Here is a 19,166-nt window from a genome sequence, read left to right as displayed (position 1 = left end):
CTCGGTCAGCTCCCGCGCGTAGTAGGCCGCCTTAGCGGCGTTCGACGATCTACTGGTCACGGATGCACCGTCCCCGCAGGTGTGCGTGCAAGCATCGCCAGCGCGGCAGTCCGCGCCAACTTGAACAACCTCGCCTCTCGCTCTGTATCCGGTCCGATGGCGCGGACGTGATGCAGATGCAGCAGCGAGACCACGATCGTGTCGCGTGGTGCCACCGGAGGGGCAGTCGTATGAGTCCGCTCGTCGAGAGCACGCCTGTACCGGACTGCTGTCCGGGAACGACCGCGCCAGGCCCGGCCTACGCTCTCAGGAAGTGCCGCGCCACCGGACGATCCGCAAAGCTCCGCGACAGCGGCGGTATGCGAGCGATCACGCAGCGGGTCTGCTGAGGCGAGGTCGTCCCGGCGGAGGAGCCAGCGCGCCGCAGCGATCGGTCCGCCGGTCAGTGCGCTGAGTAGGTCGAACATCCCTGCGGCGGTGAGGACTTCACTCTCCGCTGGTGCGGAGGCGGCGAGAATCTGGGCACGGGCAGCGGCGGAGTCGGCGACAAACACCGCCTCTGCCGCCGCCATCGTCGATTCATCCCCGTGCTCGGTGTAGCGAGCCACCTCGGGTCGGTAGGTGTCGAGGAGCAGATCTCCGACCAGGCCCCGACGACGCAGTTCCGAAACCCACAACCCGAGCCGCTCTGCCCCATGCCCGAAGCGCTCGTCGACCAGCCGTAGCCGTAACTGTGGGCGAGGGGAGCTCACCCGGACGAACCACCATCTCCGGTGTGCGTCGAGGTCGTCGAGCAGGACCGGGAGGTGCTCGGCAATAACTGCGTCGATCGCCTCGGGGGCACACGCGATTCGAGCCGAAACCACACGAGAGCCGGGGAGCAGACCGCCGTTACGTCCGACCCGCACTCCTCGCCCAGCTCTCAACGAAGTGGCCGTCGGTCCGGTAGCGGACACGAGGGGCACGACAAGTTCATGCGCACGCCCATTGCACCACCCAAGATCGAAGGCGGAGGGAGCCTCCACGAGGGTCACCGACCGGCCGGCACGAATGAGAGGATCACGCAACAGATCGCGATCCATCCGCGCACGCAGATCGAGGCGCAGGCGTCGATCCCGGGTTCCGACCTCGATCACCTCCGGAAACCCGAGACGGTGCTGTTCCCGCTGCAAGGAATCGCGCCAATGCTCGTGGGAAGCGACCCCCTCAGGAAGCACCCCCGGGTGCAGACGCCAGCGGGCAGCCGAGATGCGACACCGGCCTCTGAGCAGACGGGGGAGGAACGGCAGTCCTTCGGCCGCACCCCAGTCGAACTGCCGTGCCACTGTCGCCGACGTCCGCCACACCTCAGCTAGGAATCGAACAAGCGGTGGCATCACCCGGCCCGTGAGCGCATTGGCGACCACCGGCTCGACTATCTCGTCGCGGGAACCATCGAGGAGGTACATCCCGTGGTGATCAGCCGTGACCAGCAGATCCCGTACGTGCACGACCCGCGTCGAGGGCGGCCAGGAGAAGGGGAACTCTCCTACAGGCAGCACGGCCGGAAGTACCTGCACGACACGGGCAACATCTGCTGCTGAGCACTCTCCCGGCAGGAAAGACAACTGCGCCGGGACGGCGCCGCGGGCCATCGGGGGGAGCGATCGCAACGCAAGGAGCATCCGCTTCCGATCAACTTCGGGCATCAGATCGAGGAAACGTCCGGTCGTCGCAAGGCCGCTACGCCCCACCCCTGTCACAGCCACCCGGAACCCGCCTGCATCGAGTTCCGAGACCGACTGCGCGTGAAGTTGTACCGAGACATCCAGGTGTGGCGCTTCGCGTACCGCCTCCCCGCCTGGATCCAGGCGAGCCAGCAGCGCGTCATCGAGCACGACCTCACGCTGACCTGAGAGCGCCGCCTGCTGAGCAAGATCGAGCAACGTCCGGTCTCGATCGGTCAACTCTCGTGGCGGCTAGATGCCAGTGGCGATGTGCTCCGGAATGCCGAGCCCGGCGGCGGGGTCGAACAAGTCGTCCAGGCCCACTCGTGCCCCGGTCCCGAAACGTTCGAGGAACTCACGGTGGTATGCCTGCCAGCCAGGATGGCCACGACGGTGACGGGTCAGTCGCAGGAGCAGCGCGGCACCGTTCTCGATCTCGTCAGCCACCGTCTCGGGAAGGACAACCGCCCCGGCCAGTCCGAGATCGACGGTTCGGGCTGCGGATCTGCCGTCCGTCACACCACGCTCAACGAGATTCACCATTGGATCGACGACGACCGAGGAGGCGCGTAGACAACTGACCAGCACGCCTCCCCGCAGCAGATCCAGAAGCATGCCCTGTACCGACTCAGGCGCACTACCGGGGAGCTCCGCGACGACCTTCTTCACTAGCAGTGGCATCGCGATCGCCTTGGATGCCGCTGTGAGCGCCACCTCCACCGCACGGGTACGGCGGATCGACACCGCCACACCAGGTGTGGCAGAGACAACTACCCGGCCGCCGTACTGCGCCGCCATATCGCTGCGCACCACTGTCAGCAGAGCGGCGACCTCTGGGGACGCCTCCTTCTGGGAAATCAGCTGGTTGAGCTCAGCGCTTCTCGTCCGGTTGCGGATCGCACCCCTCCCCGGCCATAGCCCCGACGTCGCCCTGCCAAAGCACAGCGGCCCAGTACCTGCGAACAGACCGAACGGCGTCGCCCGCCCCCGCATACGAACCAAATAGCGAACCAGGGCGAACGCCGTTCGGCGGGCGCTTAGCGAATCAGATTGTTTGCCCGCACGCACTGCCTCGATCTGCGTGGCCAACGACGGGCTCGCTACCGATACCGCGTTGGAAACCTCCTGCGACCAGGCCTCCCGAACCCAGGAGCACCATGGTTGTTCGGTCAGCGGCCCGGAGTTCCCAGCATCGGCTGAGTCCGGCCACCAGTCGGGAACGACATCGGACCCGAACATGCTCACCCGCATTTGTGCCGCATCGACACGACGGCAGCGCGTCGATTTCGTCATTCATAGCCTCCGGTCCGAAGAACAGCGAGCCCACCGTGACCGCACAGCAGCATCGAGCGGTCACGGCGGCCTCTGATCAGCAGTCGCCGTTCCGGTCGGTGTCGCAGCCGTCGTCGGTATTGCCGAGCAGTACCGACGCCACCGGCCCGAACTCGACCAAGCGCATGTCCAGGTCGAACTCGTTCCCACTAAGGGGGCCGCTACAGCTCTGCGGATCGCCACCCATGTCGAACCTCCACTGTTGTCGATGTGATCGAACGGATCTCGGCGCACACCCGTTCACCTGCCGCACTTCCGCATATGCGCCCTGGCCACTGCCATCGATCCGTAGTCTCGACTCAACCGCGGATAATCCCCGGCCACCAGCGCACCGGTGCTGCATCGCTGTCGCATCTCTGCCGCAACCGGGTTATTGAGCTGCAACGACACAGACGGAGGAACCGCGAATGTCCCCCCGGCGACGATGCCTAGCCCAACGCCGACGCACGATGGGATACAGCCAGGAACGACTGGCCGAACGACTCGGTGTGGATCGCACGACCATCGCCCGCTGGGAGTCCGGCGAGACGGCCCCCCTCGCCGGATTGCGTCCTCGAGTTGCCTCTGTTCTCGGGCTCTCGCTCGAACAGCTCGACGACATGCTCGACGACATCGCTCCTACGGACTCGAGCAACGACGATCGGCTCACTCGCGCGATGGCCAGCCCAGCAGGCATCGATCTCGTAGCGATCGCTCGTCTCCGCGACTCCGTCCAGGAACTCGACCGGCGATACGACACTGCGCCATCGACGTCGCTGCTGGCCGATACGGGCCAGTGCCTGGCACAAGCTGCGTTCCTGCGAGCGCATGCCATATCGGGCAAGACTCGACGGGAGCTGCTCATCGTGGAGACCGAGGCGGCCATTCTGATGGCGCGACTCGTCTGGGACGCCTCTCAACGGCGCGACCATCGCACCGCGAAGACCCATCTTGACAGGGCCGCCGCTACAGCACGTCAACTCCACGATCCCGTCGCCGAAGGGCACGCTCTACTCCGGCGGAGCTTCGTCGCGCTCTACGGCGAGAACGACGCCCAGGCAGGTCTGTGCCTCACCAAGCGGTCTGCCGAGTTGACGGCACAGCAAAGCCCAGCCCTCGCCGGCTTGGCGATCCTGCACACGGCAGAAGCTCACGCCATTCTCGGCGACTTCAACGAGTGCGAGGCTGCTCTTGCGCGTGCACAAGACTGCCTGGCTGGTTCAGGCCCCGATGACGTCTCCGCCGAGCTCCTCTCGCCGGCCCACTACGGCAGGCTCGCCGGGTCCTGCTATCTGTTTCTCAACGCCCCCGCTCGCGCCGAGCCGGTACTGCGCACCACCGCGGAAGCGCTCTCCGGGCAGACGAAGTCCCAGGCAATCGTCCTGGGCAATCTTGCGTTGGCTCTCATCAGGCAACGCAAGATCGAGGAGGCCGCGAGCTGCCTGAATCGCGCCATCGACGTGGTAGAGACGACGAGGGGCGGAGGTGGCGTCAACATCGTCTTCCGCGCCTGCCAGGAACTCCGCCCGTGGCGCTCGGAGCCCGACGTCGACGATGTCCACGACCGACTCCTCATGCTGATGGCCAGCACCTAGACAGGAGAGCAGAGATGGGCCCCGACCAGGCCAAACACGCGATTCGGCACAAGATCTGGGACCTGCTCGAACAACACGGTGCCTCCCCGGGAGGAGTCCACGGGCGGATCCCCGACTTCACCGGAGCCGGCGTCGCTGCCGACCGCCTCGCCATGCTGGAGGTGTGGCGTGCGGCCCGGACGATCAAGGCTGTCCCCGACAGGCCGCAGCATCCCGCCCGGACCAGGGCGCTCGTCGAGGACAAGCTCGTCTACATGGCTGTTCCGAAGCTCGCCGGCCCGAGGCCCTTCTACCTCCTCGATCCCGCCGAGTTGACCGTGCCTCCGGCCGAGGCCGCTTCCACGGAGGTGGCCGCGACGACCGCCCCGACCGTGGGAGTCGACGAGATGCGGCCTGTCGACCTCGTCCTCTGCGGCAGCGTCGCGGTGAACAGGCGGGGAGCCCGCCTCGGCAAGGGTGCCGGGTACTCCGACATCGAGGTCGGCCTCCTTCAGGAGGCCGGGCTGATCGGCCCCGGAACGACGATCGTGACCACGGTGCACTCCCTCCAGATCGTCGACGAGGACATTCCGGAGTCGCGCCACGACTTCAGCGTCGACGTCATCGTCACTCCCGACGACGTCCTTCACTGCTCTCCGCCACGGCGGCCGGCCGGGATCTTCCAGGAGGAGCTGCGCGCCGAGCAGATCGCTGCCATCCCCGTCCTGGCCTCTCGGTGTCACGTCCCGATAGACGGCGACGGCCCGCCCTGACCGTGGGATGCCGAACTCGTCCTCAGGCCGGCGACACACACGGATTCCTCCAGGTCCACCGCGAGGAGTGGCGGGCCGAGGCCGCCGTGACCGGCCGACAGTCGTCGGAGCACCCGGGGAACGACGAATGCCGGACCCGATCGCCGGGTCCGGCCTGTTAGGTGTGGTGGGCCTCACGGAGGCGCTGTCAAACATGTCGCCACCGGTCAGAAGCCAACGGCGAACGCCCTCCACCCCAGCCGGACGTCAGGTCCGGTCGATCACCCACGCGTTGCTCGCACCGGCATTGATGACGTCGCTGGCGTGCTGTGCTCACCAACGACTTCCGGGTGTATGCCTCGCCCTGCAGCACGACCTTGTTGCTGACTGTGGCAGCCGTGGAGTAGTACCGCTGATCTGTCGAGCGGAGAATCTCGAAGTACATGATCACCTCTCCTCGCAAACGCCCTTGAAGGAGTTCAAATCAGCCTTCTAGTACATGAACGCGCCATGCTCGTCGCGGTTGGTCCAGTTCTTCGTTCGGGAGTTGAAGCTCTGGTTCCGTCTGCGGACAGCGCCGCACCTGGTGCCGTTGCTCACATTGGTCTCCATGACCATCCTCTCCTTGATCCGGCGACGTCGATCCAGTCTCGATCAAACAACGCGGCACACCGCCGGGAGACACATATGCAGCCTGGCCACGACAAGACAGCGCTCGCGGGCACACGACGTATGGCTGCGGCCCCGTGATCGAGAAGGCCACTCTTCAACATCGCAGCCATTGCTCTTGCAAAATCTGCAGATAGTCATACAATTCTACAGGAACTAGAAGGTCTTTTGGAGCAACTCAATAAGAGCTATACATAAGGAAGAGACTGCGATCAATAAGCTGAGGCAGATGCTCCCCGACCCACGCATACCCGTAAAGACTCCTGAAGAAATCTCACTAACAGTCCGCAAGGATCCGTCTAATGAGACGGCACGCCAGTGGCGTCGCAATACTCCCAGCTCAATGAACACCTACGACTTCTTCGTGCGGAAGTTTGAATGTGTAAGAAAAAGTCCTAGTAGCGCAACCGAAGTGAGGCTAACCAGTGCCGGACTTCGAGCGCTAGGCCGCCCCGATGCACCGAGGACGGACAACTTCGCCTCAGGTGACAGGATTCCGACCATTGAGCAGGTCTTGAAAGAAGTGAACCGGTTACGCAGAGAACTCCCCGGCCTGGATATCGTATTTAAGATCTCTCTACGGGACGAACCGTGGGCAACGAGCCAGAGCCCAACTCCGGACTTTTTGAAGCCTAGGGTGGAATTACGAAGGCGCGCTTTCCACTCTGCCTGCGCAGCTGACGGCCGCTGGCGGTAGCAGATGCATGAGTGAAGGACTCCCTGGCCCTTTCAGCAAACGGGAAACGGCGTCCGAACTGCCGGCCGAAGCAACAGCTGCCACTGGCCCAACAAGAACCGAGGTTGACACCGGGCCCCTCATGCAGCGCTACAACAACGGGCGACCGGGCAAGAGCTGGCCGAGTACTACAAGTGCGGCCCGAGCACGGTGAAGCGACTACTGCGGGCTCGTGGAGTGCGAGTCAACAGGTGAACCGCCTATAACCACCACTGCAACTTCCACGTCCCCAGCTGATCGTCAGCCATCGGCGCCCATCGAGTGCAGATTGATCCAGAATCCAATATCTGGATTAGAGTCAGCGCTGTCTGATTCGAGAATTAGGTGCCTGATCGCCAAGACGACATCGAGCTTCTCATCTAGGCTTACGATAACAGGCTGCGGCAAAGGCTTCGAGCTATTAATCCCTACAATTGGAGGTGGAGCATCGAATGCTCCAGCCGGAGTCAGGTAGAACTCAAAGTAGTGCCGCTTAGACCTGGCAGTCTCCGGAACCTTAATCAGAATTGCGCTATCACCGCCCCGAGTCAATGAGCGACTGTAGACCGGACGATGCTCAGGATGCTTATCGACCAGGAGAGCGAACGCACGAGGACCGGAGATTTCAGTCACCGGCCCGACATAGACATCCGAGGAATCTAGAACGCGCTGGCCGGACGAGTTTACGTGCATCACTCCTGACTCATGACTACTAGCTTTCCAGCTCACCCTCGCCAGCTGGCGAACATCCTCGGGAATCTCTATTGTGGCTGACAATCCACTAAAAGTAGTTGCGGGCGTCTCGGGGACTGGGCCAGACGGACCCCAGTAGAAATCGCGTCCTCGAAGAGTAAACCATGCGATGTAGCGAACATCATCCCCTTCCTCGTCGAGCTGAAGAAACAAGCGAAATCTCCTCTGCCGCCTTCCCTTACTCTGATCTTCTGCCACTGACTTCCCCCTTCGCACCTATTTACCGTTGAACGTACCTTAATATATATCGACGGTCGACCATGTTGGCGTTACACGCCGAGTCTAGGAGCGACTTCGTCGCTCCCGGACTTAGTACGCCCGCACTCATCACTCGCGCAGGCACGAGGATCAACTTGCATCTCGCAGCAGCTAACTCCGTGGCGCGTGTTCTACACTATGGGTCACGCAGGAGCGACGCGGGTAGTTCGATATGATTTCTTTATGGTAGAGACCGAGCGCGTCGTGCCCTTCTCAGATCTGGCGATGGCCGATTTGATCGTCGATCAGCTCTACGACGGTGGTACCAGCGGCACCGCAGCAGACGATCCGATCGCCAAGCTTCTTCCGGTCGGCAACCAGGGCGGCTTCCGGTACTCGGGTTCGCCGAAGCGTGGCGCGGTCAGGCTGGCGGTGCTCTACACCACCGGCTCTGAGGTCGACTGGCCAGATGTGCTCGATCCGCAGACCGGGGTCTTCACCTACTACGGCGACAACCGAACGCCCGGTCACGATCTCCACGACACACGACGCCTCGGCAACGTGTTGCTCCGCGATGCCTTCGAGTGGAGCCACGGACCAAGTCAGGACCGTCGCCGGGTGCCGCCCTTCTTGCTCTTCCAGAAGACAGGTCCCGGCCGACGGATAAGGTTCCGGGGGCTACTCGCACCGGGCGCTCCCGGGCTAACCGCCGACGACGAGCTCCAGGCCATCTGGCGCAGCACCGGAGGGCTTCGCTTCCAGAACTACCGGGCCCACTTCACGGTCCTGACCGCGGCGACAGTGACCCGGACCTGGCTCGATGACGTCCTTAAAGGCAACGGCGCGGACAGCCCGGCGTGCCCCGAGGTCTGGTCTTCCTGGGTGGAGGGGCGGCGTTTTCAGCCGCTGCTCGCACCGACGACCTCCACCGTCCGCACGCCCGACGAGCAGATTCCTACCGACGCGCACCAGCGCCAGATCTTGACCCTGATCCGCGAGACGTTCCGGGGTCGTGAGCACGACTTCGAGGCCTGCGCCGTGGAGCTGTGGAGGCTCATCGCGCCGTCGACCGGCAAGTGCGACGTGACCCAACCGAGCCGCGATGGCGGGCGAGATGCCGTAGGCGAGTATGTCTTAGGGCCGAAGTCGGACCCGATAACAATCGACTTCGCCCTTGAAGCAAAGTGCTACAGCGACAACAACTCGGTCGGAGTCCGAGAAGTTGCGCGGCTCATCTCCCGACTGCGGCACCGGCACTTTGGCGTCTTCGTCACAACGTCGCACTTCAATCGGCAGGTATACGTCGAGGTCAGGGCCAACCAGCACCCGATTGCCCTGATCAGCGGAGCCGACATCGTGGACACCCTGCGCTCGGCGGGGTTGGTCGACAAGGATGCGGTGGCGAACTGGCTGCGGCAGTTCATCAGCGATTAGCTCGTCTGTTCACCTAAAGGACACACGTGATAGGTCCGCCATCCCCACCGACCTACTGAAGACCGAGATGGACCGGCTCACCCGGGCCATGGCCCGGGCCCAGCGTGGTGTCGACTCCAGCAAGAGGCACCTGGACGAGGTCGTGGGGCTGGTCGACCAGGCACTGGCCGTCGCGGCACAGGTCCACAACCGGTATGTCATCGCGCCTGACAAGATCCGCCGTCGGATCAACCAGGGCTTCTTCCACAAGCTGTGGATCGACGAGGAAGGCGCGTCGCCAGCTACGAGCTGACCGAGCCGTTCAAGGCCTTGCTGGAGCACGGCCATGGCGGCCGGATCGGGATGGACGGGCCGGAGCGACCGGATGGCCAACCGGACGGCGGGAGCGGGCCGGATGACGCGGGACAGCCTGACCTGGGCATAACGACAACACCCCGACCTCTATTGGAGGTCAGGGCGTGAATCAGACATATGGTGGAGCTGAGGGGAATCGAACCCCTGACCTTCTCGATGCGAACGAGACGCGCTACCAACTGCGCTACAGCCCCGCGGCCCGCCCTCTCGGGCTGACCTGGAGAACCCTAACAGACCCCTATTCGCCCACCGCGCGCCGGTGGGGGGTCAGGTCGTCCATGGTGTCCGGACGCTCCTCCTCGTCGACGTCGACCAGCGACGTCCCGTCGGGAACCGGTGGCGGCGGGGCCACCTCGAGGCGCGGCAGCGACGACTCGTGCTCGGTGGAGGCGGTGCCGTCGACGGTGCGCCGGCGCGCCGGGAGGACCCCCAGGGGCTCCCCGGTGCCGCGGACGCGGGTGGGCTCGCCGTCGTCGGCGGTCCAGTCGGTCTCGTCGTCGGCGTCGCCCGCGTCGTCGTGGTCCGCGTGCGCGGGATCGGTGTCGGGCCGCTCCTCGATCTCCGGTTCGACCTCCGGACGACGACGCGCCCCGGTCAGTCGCGCGGCCCGGCGGGCCCGGATCGACTCCTCGATCCGCACCTGGCGGCGCAGGTAGGTCAGGTAGCCGACGAGCCCGGCGCCGAGGGCGCCCGCGACCCACCAGAACACCGCGGAGACCAGGAGCGCGACGGCACCGGCGGCCAGCAGGAGCACGAGCAGCGCGAGCACGACGCGCTGGCGGAACGCGTACTTGGCGTGCGCGGCCGCGGCGGCGGCCTCCGGGTCGAACCCGCCCCGGCCGGGCCGGTACCGGGTCGGGGCCTGCTCGGGGTCGTCGGCGTCGAGGTCGTCGGTGTGGTCGGACGCATCGAGGTCGTCGGCGTCCTCGGGGTGGTCGAGGTCGTCGTGCCCGGCCCGCTCGTCGAGATCGGCGTCCAGATCGACGTCCGGATCGGCGTCGTGCTCGTCGTCCCGGTCGAGCTCGTCGAGGTCGCGGACGTCGCGCCCGCCGTCGTGCCGCGCGTCGTCCGCGTCCTCGTCGTCGATCCCGCTGTCGGACCCGCGGTCGTCGAACCGGTCGTCGGCGAGGTCCGTGTCGGCGGGACCGGCGTCGCGGTCCGGCCGGTACCGGGCGGCGGCGCGGCCGGACCGGGGATCCCGCTCCCGGTCTCCGGCCCGCCCGCCGTCCCGGCCGTCACCGAGGCCCTCGTCGCCGTCGCCGACGGGACCGTCGAGGTCGTCGCCGAGGCAGTGCACGCGGCCGTCGTCGTCGATCTCGGCGTCGTAGGTGTCGTAGCTGTCGTCGGAGTCGTGGCGGTCGTCGTCGCGGCCGCGCGGGCCCGGGACGTCGTCCCGCGCCTCGACCAGCTCGCCGACGGTGCTCGGTCGCTCCATCTGGCCCACCTCCGGGTATCGATGACGCATCGGACGTTCCAGCACCCGCCCGGACAGCAGCGCCGGACTGAGCCGGGCCACCTCCTGCTGGCGCCGCGCGACGGTCGGCACGAGGATCAGCAGCCACAGCACGACCAGACCCACGAAGATCAGAGAGCTGGGCACGGGCTGCCTCCTCCCCGACCGGCGCAGTCCACCCGGCGAACAGGCCCCGATCCCGTCCACCGTGGATCACCTTAAGAGGGGAATCCTGCGGGACCCGGGTGCGACGCGCCGTCGTCCCCCGGACGGACGTTGCGATTCCAGGGACCGGCGGGACCCGTGTGACTCCGGTGGGTCACTGTTCGCACAGTTCCGACTACGGAGCGTGGTGGATCAGGCGCGCGTCGCGCGACCCTCCCGGATCAGCTTCCCGGCGAACCCGCCGGGCGGGGTCTCCTCCGCCGTCACGGCGAAGCCGTAGTGGTCGCGCCAGGCACCGTCGACGTCGAGGTACCGGCGCAGCAGGCCCTCCCGGCGGAACCCGAGGCGGGTCAGCACCGCGATGCTGGCCATGTTCTCCGGCCGGACGGTCGCCTCCACCCGGTGCAGCCGCACCGGCCCGAAGCAGTGGTCCAGCACCAGGGCGACGGCGGCGGTGGTGATCCCGCGCCCGCCGAGACGCGAGTCGAGCCAGTAGCCGACGTAGGCCGACAGCAGCGGCTCCCGCACGAGGTTGCCGATCATGACGTGTCCCGCGAGCGCCCCGTCCACCGTGATCGCGAACGGCAGCGACAGGCCCCGCCGGCCCGCCGATCGGAGCAGGTACCAGCGGCCCGGCCACTCCACGGTGGAGTTCCGGCGGGACCAGCCGCCGTAGGTGGTGGGTTCCCACGGGCGCAGGTGGTCCTCGTCGCGCAGCCGGATCCGCGCCCAGTCCGCGCCGTCGCGCAGCCGCACCGGGCGCAGCCGGATCTCGTGGTCACGCACCCGCAGCGGCCCCAGCCGCGCCGGCCACCCGGGGTGGCTCCCGGGTGGCTCCGGGACGGGCGGAGGCACGGCGGTCAGCCGCGGCCGCGGGCCACGAGCTCGATCTGCTCGCCGACGGTCAGCTCGGTGACGTCCTCCGGCACGACGGCCAGGGCGTTGACCTCGGCCAGCACCGCGAGGAGGTGCGCACCGGAGGCGCCGAGCGGCTGGGCGAGCAGCTCGCCGCCGTCGTCGGAGCGCAGCAGCCGGCTGGGGATGTAGGACCGCCGGCCCTCCGGCGAGACGACCGGCGAGGTCAGCCGGGCGGTCCAGGTGCGGCGGACCGGCTCCTGGCCGAGCGCCAGCCGCACGAGCGGCCGCACGAACACCTCGAACAGCACCAGCGCGGTGGCCGGGTGCGACGGGAACAGGAACACCGGCACGGCGTCCGGCCCGAGCCGCCCGTAGCCCTGCGCGGAGCCGGGGTTCATCGCGATCCGGGTGTCGTCGATCCCGCCCAGGTCGGCGAGGCCGCTCTTGGCCTCGGCCGCGGTCGCCCCACCACCCGCACCGCAGACGACGACGATCTCGCTGGCCGGCAGCAGGTCCTCCACGGCACCGCGGATCTCGGTGGCGCTGCCGCCGACCGTACGGGCCCGGTTGGTCTCGGCCCCCGCCTCGCGGGCGGCGGCGACCAGGGCGTGCGAGCAGACGTCGGCGACCTGGCCGGACGACGCCGACCGGCTCACCTCGACCATCTCGTCCCCGACCACGACGACCGAGACGCGCGGTCGCGGGTGCACCAGCAGCTTGTCCCGCCCCGCCGCGGCGAGCATCGCGACCTGCGCCGATCCGACGATGTCGCCCTCGCGCACCGCCACGTCACCGGACTGGACGTCCTCGCCGACCCGGCGGACGAACCCGGCCGACGGCACGCTGCGGTGCACCGACAGGCGGGCGGCGCCGCCGTCGGTCCAGCCCACCGGTGCGACGGCGTCGGCGAGGGTCGGCAGCGGCGCCCCGGCCGCGACGCGGACCGCCTGCCCTGGCTGCAGCCGCAGCGGCTGCCGCGAGCCCGCGGCGATCTCCCCGACGACCGGGACGGTGATCGGGGAGGCCTCGCTGGCCCCGGCGACGTCGACGCTGCGCACGGCATAGCCGTCGATCGCGGCCTGGTCGAAGACCGGCAGCGGGCGTCCCGCGACGACCTCCTCGGCGCTGCGCAGTCCCTGCGCGTCCGCGATCGCGACCCGCACCGGCGCGGGCCGCACGGCGACGTCCAGGATGCGGCTCAGGTGCTCGATGACCGTACGCAACGTCAGTCCTTCAGGCGGTCGTTCAGCCAGCCGCGCAGGCTCTCGCCGTACTCCGGATGCCGGAGCATGTGGTCGACGTAGGCCCGCGCGTAGCCGGCGGGGTTGCCCAGGTCGTGGCGGCCCCCGCGGTGCACGACCACGTGTACCGGGTGCCCCTCGGAGATCATCAGCGCGACGGCGTCGGTCAGCTGCAGCTCGCCCCCGGCGCCCGGGGTGATCCGGTCCAGCGCGTCGAAGATCGCCCGGTCCAGCAGGTAGCGGCCGGCGGCGGCGAAGCTCGACGGAGCCTCGTCGGGCGCCGGCTTCTCGACCATGCCGTGGACCTGCTTGACGTCGTCGTCGGTGTCGGAGACCTCGAAGACGCCGTAGGCCGAGATCTGCTCCCGCGGGACGTCGAAGGCACAGAGCACGCTGCCGCCGAGCCGCTCGCGCACCTCGGCCATCTTCCCGAGCACCCCGGTGGGCAGGACGAGATCGTCGGGCAGGAGCACCGCGACGGCCCCCTCGTCGTCGCGCAGCGCCGGCCCGGCCTGGGCGACGGCGTGCCCGAGCCCCTTCGGCTCGTACTGGTAGACCGAGTCGACCTCGAGCAGTCCGGGGGCGCGACGGACCCGTGCGGCCAGGTCGTCCTTGCCGCGACCCTCCAGGGTCTTCACCAGCTCGGCGTCCTCACGGAAGTACTCCGCGACGGACTCCTTGCCCGGCGAGGTGACGATGAGCAGCCGCTCCGCGCCCGCCTCGGCGGCCTCGGCCGCGACGAGCTCGATGCCCGGCGTGTCGACGACGGGGAGCAGCTCCTTCGGCACGGCCTTGGTGGTCGGCAGGAACCGGGTACCGAGACCGGCCGCGGGGACCACGGCGGTACGGAACGCCCCGGCCGTGCTGGAGGTCTGCGCGTTCATGGTCGGCGAGCCTAGCCACAGCACTAGGCTGTGGCGGTGACGGCTCGCGCGGAGGCCACGGATGAGATCGTCCCCTGATCAGGGTGGGCGACCCGGTGACGCCAAACGGACCCTGCGCCGCACGCTGCTGGACGCACGTGCCGCCAGGCCCCCCGGGGACCGCGCCGCGACCACCGCCGCGCTCGCCCCGCATGTGATCTCGCTCGCATCCGATCGGGGGGGTCCGGTCGCCTGCTACCTGCCGATCGGGACCGAGCCCGGCGCCGCCGGACCGGACGGCGGCTCCCTCCCGGACGCGCTGCTCGCCGCCGGGTGCACGGTGCTCGTCCCGGTCGTCCCGGCGGAGCCCGGTCCGCTCGACTGGACCCGCTACACCGGCCGAGACGACCTGGTCCGCGGGTCGCTGGGTGTCGACGAACCCGCAGGCGAGCGCCTCGGCAGCGGGGCGGTCACCTCCGCGGCCCTGGTCCTGGTCCCGGCGCTGGCCGTCGACCGGCGGGGGCGACGGCTGGGACGCGGCGGCGGCTACTACGACCGCACGCTGCCGCTGCTCGCACCCGGGACCCTCACCGCCGTCCCGCTGCACGACGGCGAGTTCCTCGACGAGGTGCCCGCCGAGGACCACGACGTACCGGTCGGTGCGGTGGTGCTCCCGCGGGCCGGGGTGGTGCACGTCTCCCCCTGACCGGTCGGACGGCTCGGACCCGCGCGCGAGGCCGAGTATGCTTGGCACTCGCAGTGTGGGAGTGCCAGCTGCTCGAGTGCCCGACGGCCGCCCGGAGGATGTTGTGCCGACCTACCAGTACGCATGCACGTCGTGTGACCACCGCTTCGACGCGGTGCAGGCGTTCTCCGACGACGCCCTCACGACCTGCCCGAACTGCGGCGGCAAGCTGCGCAAGGTGTTCTCCTCGGTCGGCATCGTGTTCAAGGGGAGCGGCTTCTACCGCACCGACTCCCGGTCGGGCTCGGTCAGTGGCTCCTCCGAGTCGTCAAAGGCGGACAGCACGGCGTCGTCGTCGTCCTCGGACTCGTCGAGCTCCTCGAACTCCTCCGGGTCGTCGTCCGCGGCGGCGACGTCCGGTTCGGGCTCGTCGTCATCGTCCTCCTCGGCGTCCTCGTCGTCGAAGGCCGCCGGCTCCTGAGCCCGGAGTTGTCCACAAGTAGCTGAACCATCCACAGGCCCGTGAACAGGGCCGTGGAGCGCCCGTTCCCGCCCTAGCGTCGGCTCGACGACCACGGCGGAGGAGCGGGCATGGACGACGACGATCGGCGGCGGGTGCCGCGCCCCTGGGAGCGCCTGCTGCGCGCACCGGCCTGGTCCCGTGCCCTGCTGCTGCGGCGGGTCGCCGCCGCGCTGCTCGCGCTGGCCGCTCTCGTGGTGGCGCTGCTCCCCGACGCTGCGGACGACCGCGCCGGCGTCCTCGTCGCGGCCCGTGACCTGGCCCCCGGGGTACCGCTGGAGCCGGCCGACCTGACCGTCACGGCGTGGCCACCGGCCCTCGTGCCCGCCGGTGCGCTGCGCGCGGTCGCCGACGCGGGTGGCCGGGTCCCCACCGGTCCGGGCCGGGCCGGTGAGCCCCTCACGGACCTGCGCCTGGTCGGGCCCGGGCTCGCCGTGCGCGCCGGCGGCCCCGGCGCGTCGGCGGTCCCGCTGCGGCCCGCCGACCCGGCCGTCGCGGCGCTGCTCCCCCCGGCTCCCGGGTCGACGTCGTCACGGACGGCCCGGAGGGACCACGGGTGCTCGCGGCCCGGGCCGTCGTGGTCGCGGTGCTGCCGCCCTCGCCGACGGGCGGGCCCGGTGCGCGCGCCGAGCCCGGCCCCCTGGTGCTCGTGGCGCTGCCGGAGGGCGAGGCCACCGCGGTGGCCGCCGCGACCCTGGGCGGCGAGGTCACGGTGACGCTCCGGTGAGCGGCACCGGTGCGGGTCAGCCGCCGTGGTGCGGGGGCCGGTTCTCGGTGAACCACCGGTCCGGGTCGCGGTCGTCGCGCTCCTCGGCCGAGCCGCCGTCGGAGCGCTCGTCGGCGGTGGTGGCGTGGTCGTCGCCGAAGATCTCCTCGATCCGCCGGCGCAGCCGGTCCGCGGGCTCGGTCATGCCCCCATGGTGGCACCGCACGGAGGTGTCGATCGCGTTGCACCGTGCCGCGCCGGGCTCGCCGGGCACCACCGGATCGCCGTGCGGTGCCACCATGGACCCAGCCGTACGCATCACGTCCACGGGTGTCGTGGGCGCCGACAGCAGGAGGGGGACCGGTCATGGGGTTCCTGGACAAGGCCCGCGAGGCCGCCGAGAACGCGCTGGAGAAGGCCGCACCGCACCTGGAGAAGGCCAAGGAGAAGGCCGGGCCGCTCGTCGAGAAGGCCGCGGAGCGGGTCGACCACGCCACCGGCGGCAAGTACAGCGGCCAGATCGACGGGGTGAAGGGCAAGGTCGAGGGGGCGCTCGGTCACACCAGCGAGACCCCGCCGGGTGCGGGGACCCGGTCGGACTCCGTGCCGCCGGTTCCGCCGGCGCCGCCCGGGGGCGACGCGCTGAAGCCGGACGGCAACCCGGCCGCGTCGCAGCCGCCGGCGACCCCGCCCCCGTCGTCGACCGACGACGGGAAGGGCGGCGTGCCGCCGGTTCCGCCGGCGAACTGAGCCACGACGACGGACGGGCCCCGGCGGAGTCGCTCCGCCGGGGCCCGTCCGTGTTCGGGGGAGATCAGGCCAGCGGCCCGGACAGCTCCGAGATGACGTGCGGGACGAGCGGGGTCAGCGTGGCCATGCCGTCACGGACGGCGGCCCGCGACGCGGCGAGGTTGACGACCAGCGTGCTGCCGGAGACCCCGACGACCCCGCGGGACACACCGGCGTCGACCGCACCGGCCGCGAGCCCGGAGGCGCGGACGGCCTCGGCGATGCCCGGCACCGGACGGTCCAGGACCCCGGTCGTCGCGTCGGGGGTGACGTCGCGCGGCGAGACCCCGGTCCCGCCCACGGTGACGACGAGGTCGACCCCGCCGATCACGGCGGTGTTCAGCGCGCTGCGGATGGCGACGACGTCGCCGGGCGCGGTGACCACACCGTCGACGAGGAAGTTCGCCTCCTCCAGCAGTTCGGTGACCAGCGGACCGGTCTCGTCCGAGCGTTCACCGCCACTGACCCGGTCGTCGACGATCACCACGAGGGCACGGCCGATCTGCGGACCCGGCATCTCCATGGTCGTCACCCTATCGCCGGGCCGGCGGTGCCCACGGGGAGGCCGCACCGGTGCGGGGAGGGGGAACCCGCGCCGGCACGGCGCTCCGGTCGCATCCGGTGGGGCACCACCGAATACGCAGACAGCCCATCATGCGGATGTTTCACAGGTCAACGAGATGCGAGCGGCTCCACCCGGCCGGACCCGTCCGTGTGGACGTTGCGTATTCACGTGCGGATGCATGCGCACCTCACTGCTCCCCGAGTGTCACCTGAACGGTCCGGTCCTGCAGCTGCAGCTCGACGACGCTGCCCGGCGGCTGGGAACGGACGGCCGCCTGGAGATCGGTGCCCGTGGAGATCCGCTGGTCACCGAGCCGCTGCACCACGTCGTTCGGCCGCAGCCCGGCCTGCTCCGCCGCGCCACCGGGTGTGACGGTCCGGACGATCGCCCCGCCGAGCTGCGGGTCGTCGGCGACCTCGACGCCGAGCACGGCGTGCGTGGCCGGGCCACCGGTCCGGAGCTGGTCGGCGATCCGGCGGGCCTGGTTCACCGGGATCGAGAACCCGACGCCGATCGACCCGCCGCCGGGACCCGCCGTCGCGATCGCCGAGTTGATCCCGACGACCCGGCCCTCCATGTCGACGAGCGGCCCGCCGGAGTTGCCCGGGTTGATCGCGGCGTCGGTCTGGATCGCGTTAAGCACGGTCGAGGCACCACCCGCCTCACCGCCGACGCTCACGGCCCGGTCGAGCGCGGACACGATGCCCGTGGTCACCGACCCGCCGAGCCCGAGCGGGGAGCCGAACGCGGTGACCTGCTGCCCGACCCGGACGCCGTCGGAGTTCGCGAGCTCGACCGGGGTGAGGCCGGCGAGCTGCACCCGGACCAGCGCGACGTCGGACTGCGGGTCCTGGCCGACGATCGAGCCCACCGCGACCCGGCCGTCCTGCAGCACCGCTCGCAGCGTCCCGCCGGAGCCTGCCGGTTCCACCACGTGGTTGTTGGTGAGGATCAGGCCGTCCTCGCTGATCACCATGCCGGAGCCCTCGCCGCGGCTGCCGGTGTTGCCGGCACCGCCCTCGACCCGCAGCTGCACCACGCTCGGCAGCACGCGCGCGGCGACCGACTCGACGGGGGTGACGGGCAGGTCGGACTCGGCCTCGGGGACCGGGGAGTCGAGGACACCCCCGCCGGAGGCCGACGAGCGGGCGATGTCGGTGCCGATCGCGCCGCCGATGGCGCCGGCGACCAGGGCCAGCACCAGCCCGCCGACGATCATCGCGACGGTCCGGCGCGGCCGGCGCGGCGGCGGGGCGTCCACCCCGGGGCCACCGGACGGGTCGTCGCCGGGCACCGGCTGCGCCCCGTAGGCCCAGGGCGGCAGCTGCTCGGTGACGGGCCGGGCCGGGTCCGGCGCTCCCGTCCCCCCCGCCACCGCCGGGTCCGGCGCTCCCGTCCCGTGCGCCGGGGCCCCCGGGTCGGTGCCGCCGGAGCGGGACCACGGGCTGGCCGGGGGGACCTCCCACCGGTCGGTCGGCGGGTCCTGGGTGGAGACGGCGTCGGCGTCCGGCCCCGCGTCCGGGTCCGGTCGGTCGGCAGGGTTGGAGGCGGGGGTGGAGGCCGTGACGACCCCGTCCGATCCGGCGTCCCCGGTGCCGGTGTCCCCGGAACCGGTGCCCACCGTGTCCGCCGTGTCCGCGGTGTCCGGACCGCGGTCCGCCGCCGATCCGTCGTCCCCCGCCCGGAGGTCCGCCGGGGTCCCGGCCGCGGCCGTCCCGGAGTCCACGCGCCCGGTCTCCCGCTCGCCGGCACCGGACCTCTCCGGGTACGCGGCTCCCGCCGAGCCGGGACCGCCGGTGGTCGGCACGTCGGCGCCGGTCCCCTCGTCGGGCGGGTTGTCCTGGGCCATGCGTCC

General features: G+C 69.7%; 18 protein-coding genes, 1 tRNA gene and 1 pseudogene. 8 read left to right on the top strand and 12 right to left on the bottom strand.

The window, feature by feature from the left end; translation table 11 throughout:
- Positions 1-56: 56 nt before the first annotated feature.
- The 3 genes and pseudogenes from Ae150APs1_RS33755 to fxlA all read right to left on the bottom strand — a co-directional run bounded on the left by Ae150APs1_RS33755 (position 57) and on the right by fxlA (position 3,225).
- Positions 57-1,082, bottom strand: a complete 1,026-nt coding sequence (locus tag Ae150APs1_RS33755) for a thiopeptide-type bacteriocin biosynthesis protein (RefSeq protein WP_249266574.1) — start codon at positions 1,080-1,082, stop codon at positions 57-59.
- Positions 1,077-2,945 (bottom strand): annotated as a pseudogene (locus tag Ae150APs1_RS33750) (lantibiotic dehydratase family protein); the annotation flags it as partial. The pseudogene Ae150APs1_RS33750 and the gene Ae150APs1_RS33755, both read right to left, overlap by 6 nt.
- A 130-nt stretch (positions 2,946-3,075) precedes the next feature.
- Positions 3,076-3,225, bottom strand: a complete 150-nt coding sequence (gene fxlA / locus Ae150APs1_RS34360; protein WP_139316982.1) for an FxLD family lanthipeptide — start codon at positions 3,223-3,225, stop codon at positions 3,076-3,078.
- Positions 3,226-3,445: 220 nt separating this feature from the next.
- Between fxlA and Ae150APs1_RS19145 the strand changes: the two genes are divergently transcribed.
- Together Ae150APs1_RS19145 and Ae150APs1_RS19140 are read left to right on the top strand one after the other, a co-directional pair.
- On the top strand, positions 3,446-4,612 hold the full coding sequence (locus Ae150APs1_RS19145) for a helix-turn-helix transcriptional regulator (RefSeq protein WP_075299391.1): 1,167 nt from the start codon (positions 3,446-3,448) through the stop codon (positions 4,610-4,612).
- A gap of 14 nt (positions 4,613-4,626) precedes the next feature.
- The gene (locus Ae150APs1_RS19140) at positions 4,627-5,364 is read left to right on the top strand and encodes a 5-formyltetrahydrofolate cyclo-ligase (protein ID WP_075299389.1); all 738 of its coding nucleotides are present in this window, start codon (positions 4,627-4,629) and stop codon (positions 5,362-5,364) included.
- 1,624 nt (positions 5,365-6,988) lie between these two features.
- Here Ae150APs1_RS19140 and Ae150APs1_RS31355 read toward each other — a convergent pair.
- Positions 6,989-7,633: a hypothetical protein gene (locus tag Ae150APs1_RS31355; protein WP_139316981.1), complete on the bottom strand. Its 645-nt coding sequence runs from the start codon at positions 7,631-7,633 to the stop codon at positions 6,989-6,991.
- 288 nt (positions 7,634-7,921) lie between these two features.
- On the opposite strand from Ae150APs1_RS31355, the gene Ae150APs1_RS19135 reads away from it, so the two are divergent.
- Both Ae150APs1_RS19135 and Ae150APs1_RS19130 read left to right on the top strand, forming a co-directional pair.
- Positions 7,922-9,112: a restriction endonuclease gene (locus Ae150APs1_RS19135; RefSeq protein WP_075299387.1), complete on the top strand. Its 1,191-nt coding sequence runs from the start codon at positions 7,922-7,924 to the stop codon at positions 9,110-9,112.
- Positions 9,113-9,179: 67 nt separating this feature from the next.
- Positions 9,180-9,404 carry a hypothetical protein gene (locus tag Ae150APs1_RS19130; protein ID WP_075299385.1) on the top strand — a complete coding sequence of 75 codons (225 nt, stop codon included), beginning with the start codon at positions 9,180-9,182 and terminating at the stop codon, positions 9,402-9,404.
- Positions 9,405-9,584: 180 nt separating this feature from the next.
- Here Ae150APs1_RS19130 and Ae150APs1_RS19125 read toward each other — a convergent pair.
- The 5 genes from Ae150APs1_RS19125 to Ae150APs1_RS19105 all read right to left on the bottom strand — a co-directional run bounded on the left by Ae150APs1_RS19125 (position 9,585) and on the right by Ae150APs1_RS19105 (position 14,067).
- Positions 9,585-9,660, bottom strand: a tRNA-Ala gene (locus tag Ae150APs1_RS19125).
- Between the two features lie 44 nt (positions 9,661-9,704).
- The gene (gene glpR, locus Ae150APs1_RS19120; RefSeq protein WP_075299383.1) at positions 9,705-11,066 is read right to left on the bottom strand and encodes a gephyrin-like molybdotransferase receptor GlpR; all 1,362 of its coding nucleotides are present in this window, start codon (positions 11,064-11,066) and stop codon (positions 9,705-9,707) included.
- A gap of 210 nt (positions 11,067-11,276) precedes the next feature.
- The gene (locus Ae150APs1_RS19115; RefSeq protein ID WP_170918108.1) at positions 11,277-11,939 is read right to left on the bottom strand and encodes a GNAT family protein; all 663 of its coding nucleotides are present in this window, start codon (positions 11,937-11,939) and stop codon (positions 11,277-11,279) included.
- A 5-nt stretch (positions 11,940-11,944) separates the two neighbouring features.
- On the bottom strand, positions 11,945-13,165 hold the full coding sequence (glp, locus tag Ae150APs1_RS19110; RefSeq protein WP_082399152.1) for a gephyrin-like molybdotransferase Glp: 1,221 nt from the start codon (positions 13,163-13,165) through the stop codon (positions 11,945-11,947).
- Between the two features lie 2 nt (positions 13,166-13,167).
- Positions 13,168-14,067, bottom strand: a complete 900-nt coding sequence (locus tag Ae150APs1_RS19105) for a UTP--glucose-1-phosphate uridylyltransferase (protein ID WP_075299379.1) — start codon at positions 14,065-14,067, stop codon at positions 13,168-13,170.
- A gap of 61 nt (positions 14,068-14,128) precedes the next feature.
- Between Ae150APs1_RS19105 and Ae150APs1_RS19100 the strand changes: the two genes are divergently transcribed.
- The 3 genes from Ae150APs1_RS19100 to Ae150APs1_RS19090 all read left to right on the top strand — a co-directional run bounded on the left by Ae150APs1_RS19100 (position 14,129) and on the right by Ae150APs1_RS19090 (position 15,967).
- Positions 14,129-14,752 (top strand): 5-formyltetrahydrofolate cyclo-ligase, encoded by a 624-nt coding sequence (locus tag Ae150APs1_RS19100; RefSeq protein WP_075299377.1) that lies wholly within the window; start codon positions 14,129-14,131, stop codon positions 14,750-14,752.
- 103 nt (positions 14,753-14,855) lie between these two features.
- On the top strand, positions 14,856-15,212 hold the full coding sequence (locus Ae150APs1_RS19095) for an FmdB family zinc ribbon protein (protein ID WP_075299375.1): 357 nt from the start codon (positions 14,856-14,858) through the stop codon (positions 15,210-15,212).
- A 110-nt stretch (positions 15,213-15,322) separates the two neighbouring features.
- The gene (locus Ae150APs1_RS19090; RefSeq protein WP_212567231.1) at positions 15,323-15,967 is read left to right on the top strand and encodes an SAF domain-containing protein; all 645 of its coding nucleotides are present in this window, start codon (positions 15,323-15,325) and stop codon (positions 15,965-15,967) included.
- A gap of 27 nt (positions 15,968-15,994) precedes the next feature.
- Here the strand turns inward: Ae150APs1_RS19090 and Ae150APs1_RS32160 are convergent, their stop codons facing one another.
- Positions 15,995-16,162 (bottom strand): hypothetical protein, encoded by a 168-nt coding sequence (locus Ae150APs1_RS32160; protein ID WP_162832149.1) that lies wholly within the window; start codon positions 16,160-16,162, stop codon positions 15,995-15,997.
- Between the two features lie 161 nt (positions 16,163-16,323).
- Here Ae150APs1_RS32160 and Ae150APs1_RS19080 point away from each other — a divergent pair, with 161 nt between their 5' ends.
- Positions 16,324-16,707 carry an antitoxin gene (locus Ae150APs1_RS19080; protein ID WP_075299373.1) on the top strand — a complete coding sequence of 128 codons (384 nt, stop codon included), beginning with the start codon at positions 16,324-16,326 and terminating at the stop codon, positions 16,705-16,707.
- A gap of 64 nt (positions 16,708-16,771) precedes the next feature.
- Here Ae150APs1_RS19080 and Ae150APs1_RS19075 read toward each other — a convergent pair whose 3' ends face one another.
- Both Ae150APs1_RS19075 and Ae150APs1_RS19070 read right to left on the bottom strand, forming a co-directional pair.
- Positions 16,772-17,269: a MogA/MoaB family molybdenum cofactor biosynthesis protein gene (locus Ae150APs1_RS19075; RefSeq protein WP_033200263.1), complete on the bottom strand. Its 498-nt coding sequence runs from the start codon at positions 17,267-17,269 to the stop codon at positions 16,772-16,774.
- Positions 17,270-17,498: 229 nt separating this feature from the next.
- Positions 17,499-19,160: a trypsin-like peptidase domain-containing protein gene (locus Ae150APs1_RS19070; RefSeq protein WP_139316980.1), complete on the bottom strand. Its 1,662-nt coding sequence runs from the start codon at positions 19,158-19,160 to the stop codon at positions 17,499-17,501.
- Between the last annotated feature and the right edge of the window lie 6 nt (positions 19,161-19,166).

The organism is Pseudonocardia sp. Ae150A_Ps1 (assembly GCF_001932315.1).
GTDB lineage: Bacteria > Actinomycetota > Actinomycetes > Mycobacteriales > Pseudonocardiaceae > Pseudonocardia.
Note: the sequence above shows the minus strand (reverse complement) of the source record. Positions and strands in the feature narration are given on the sequence as shown.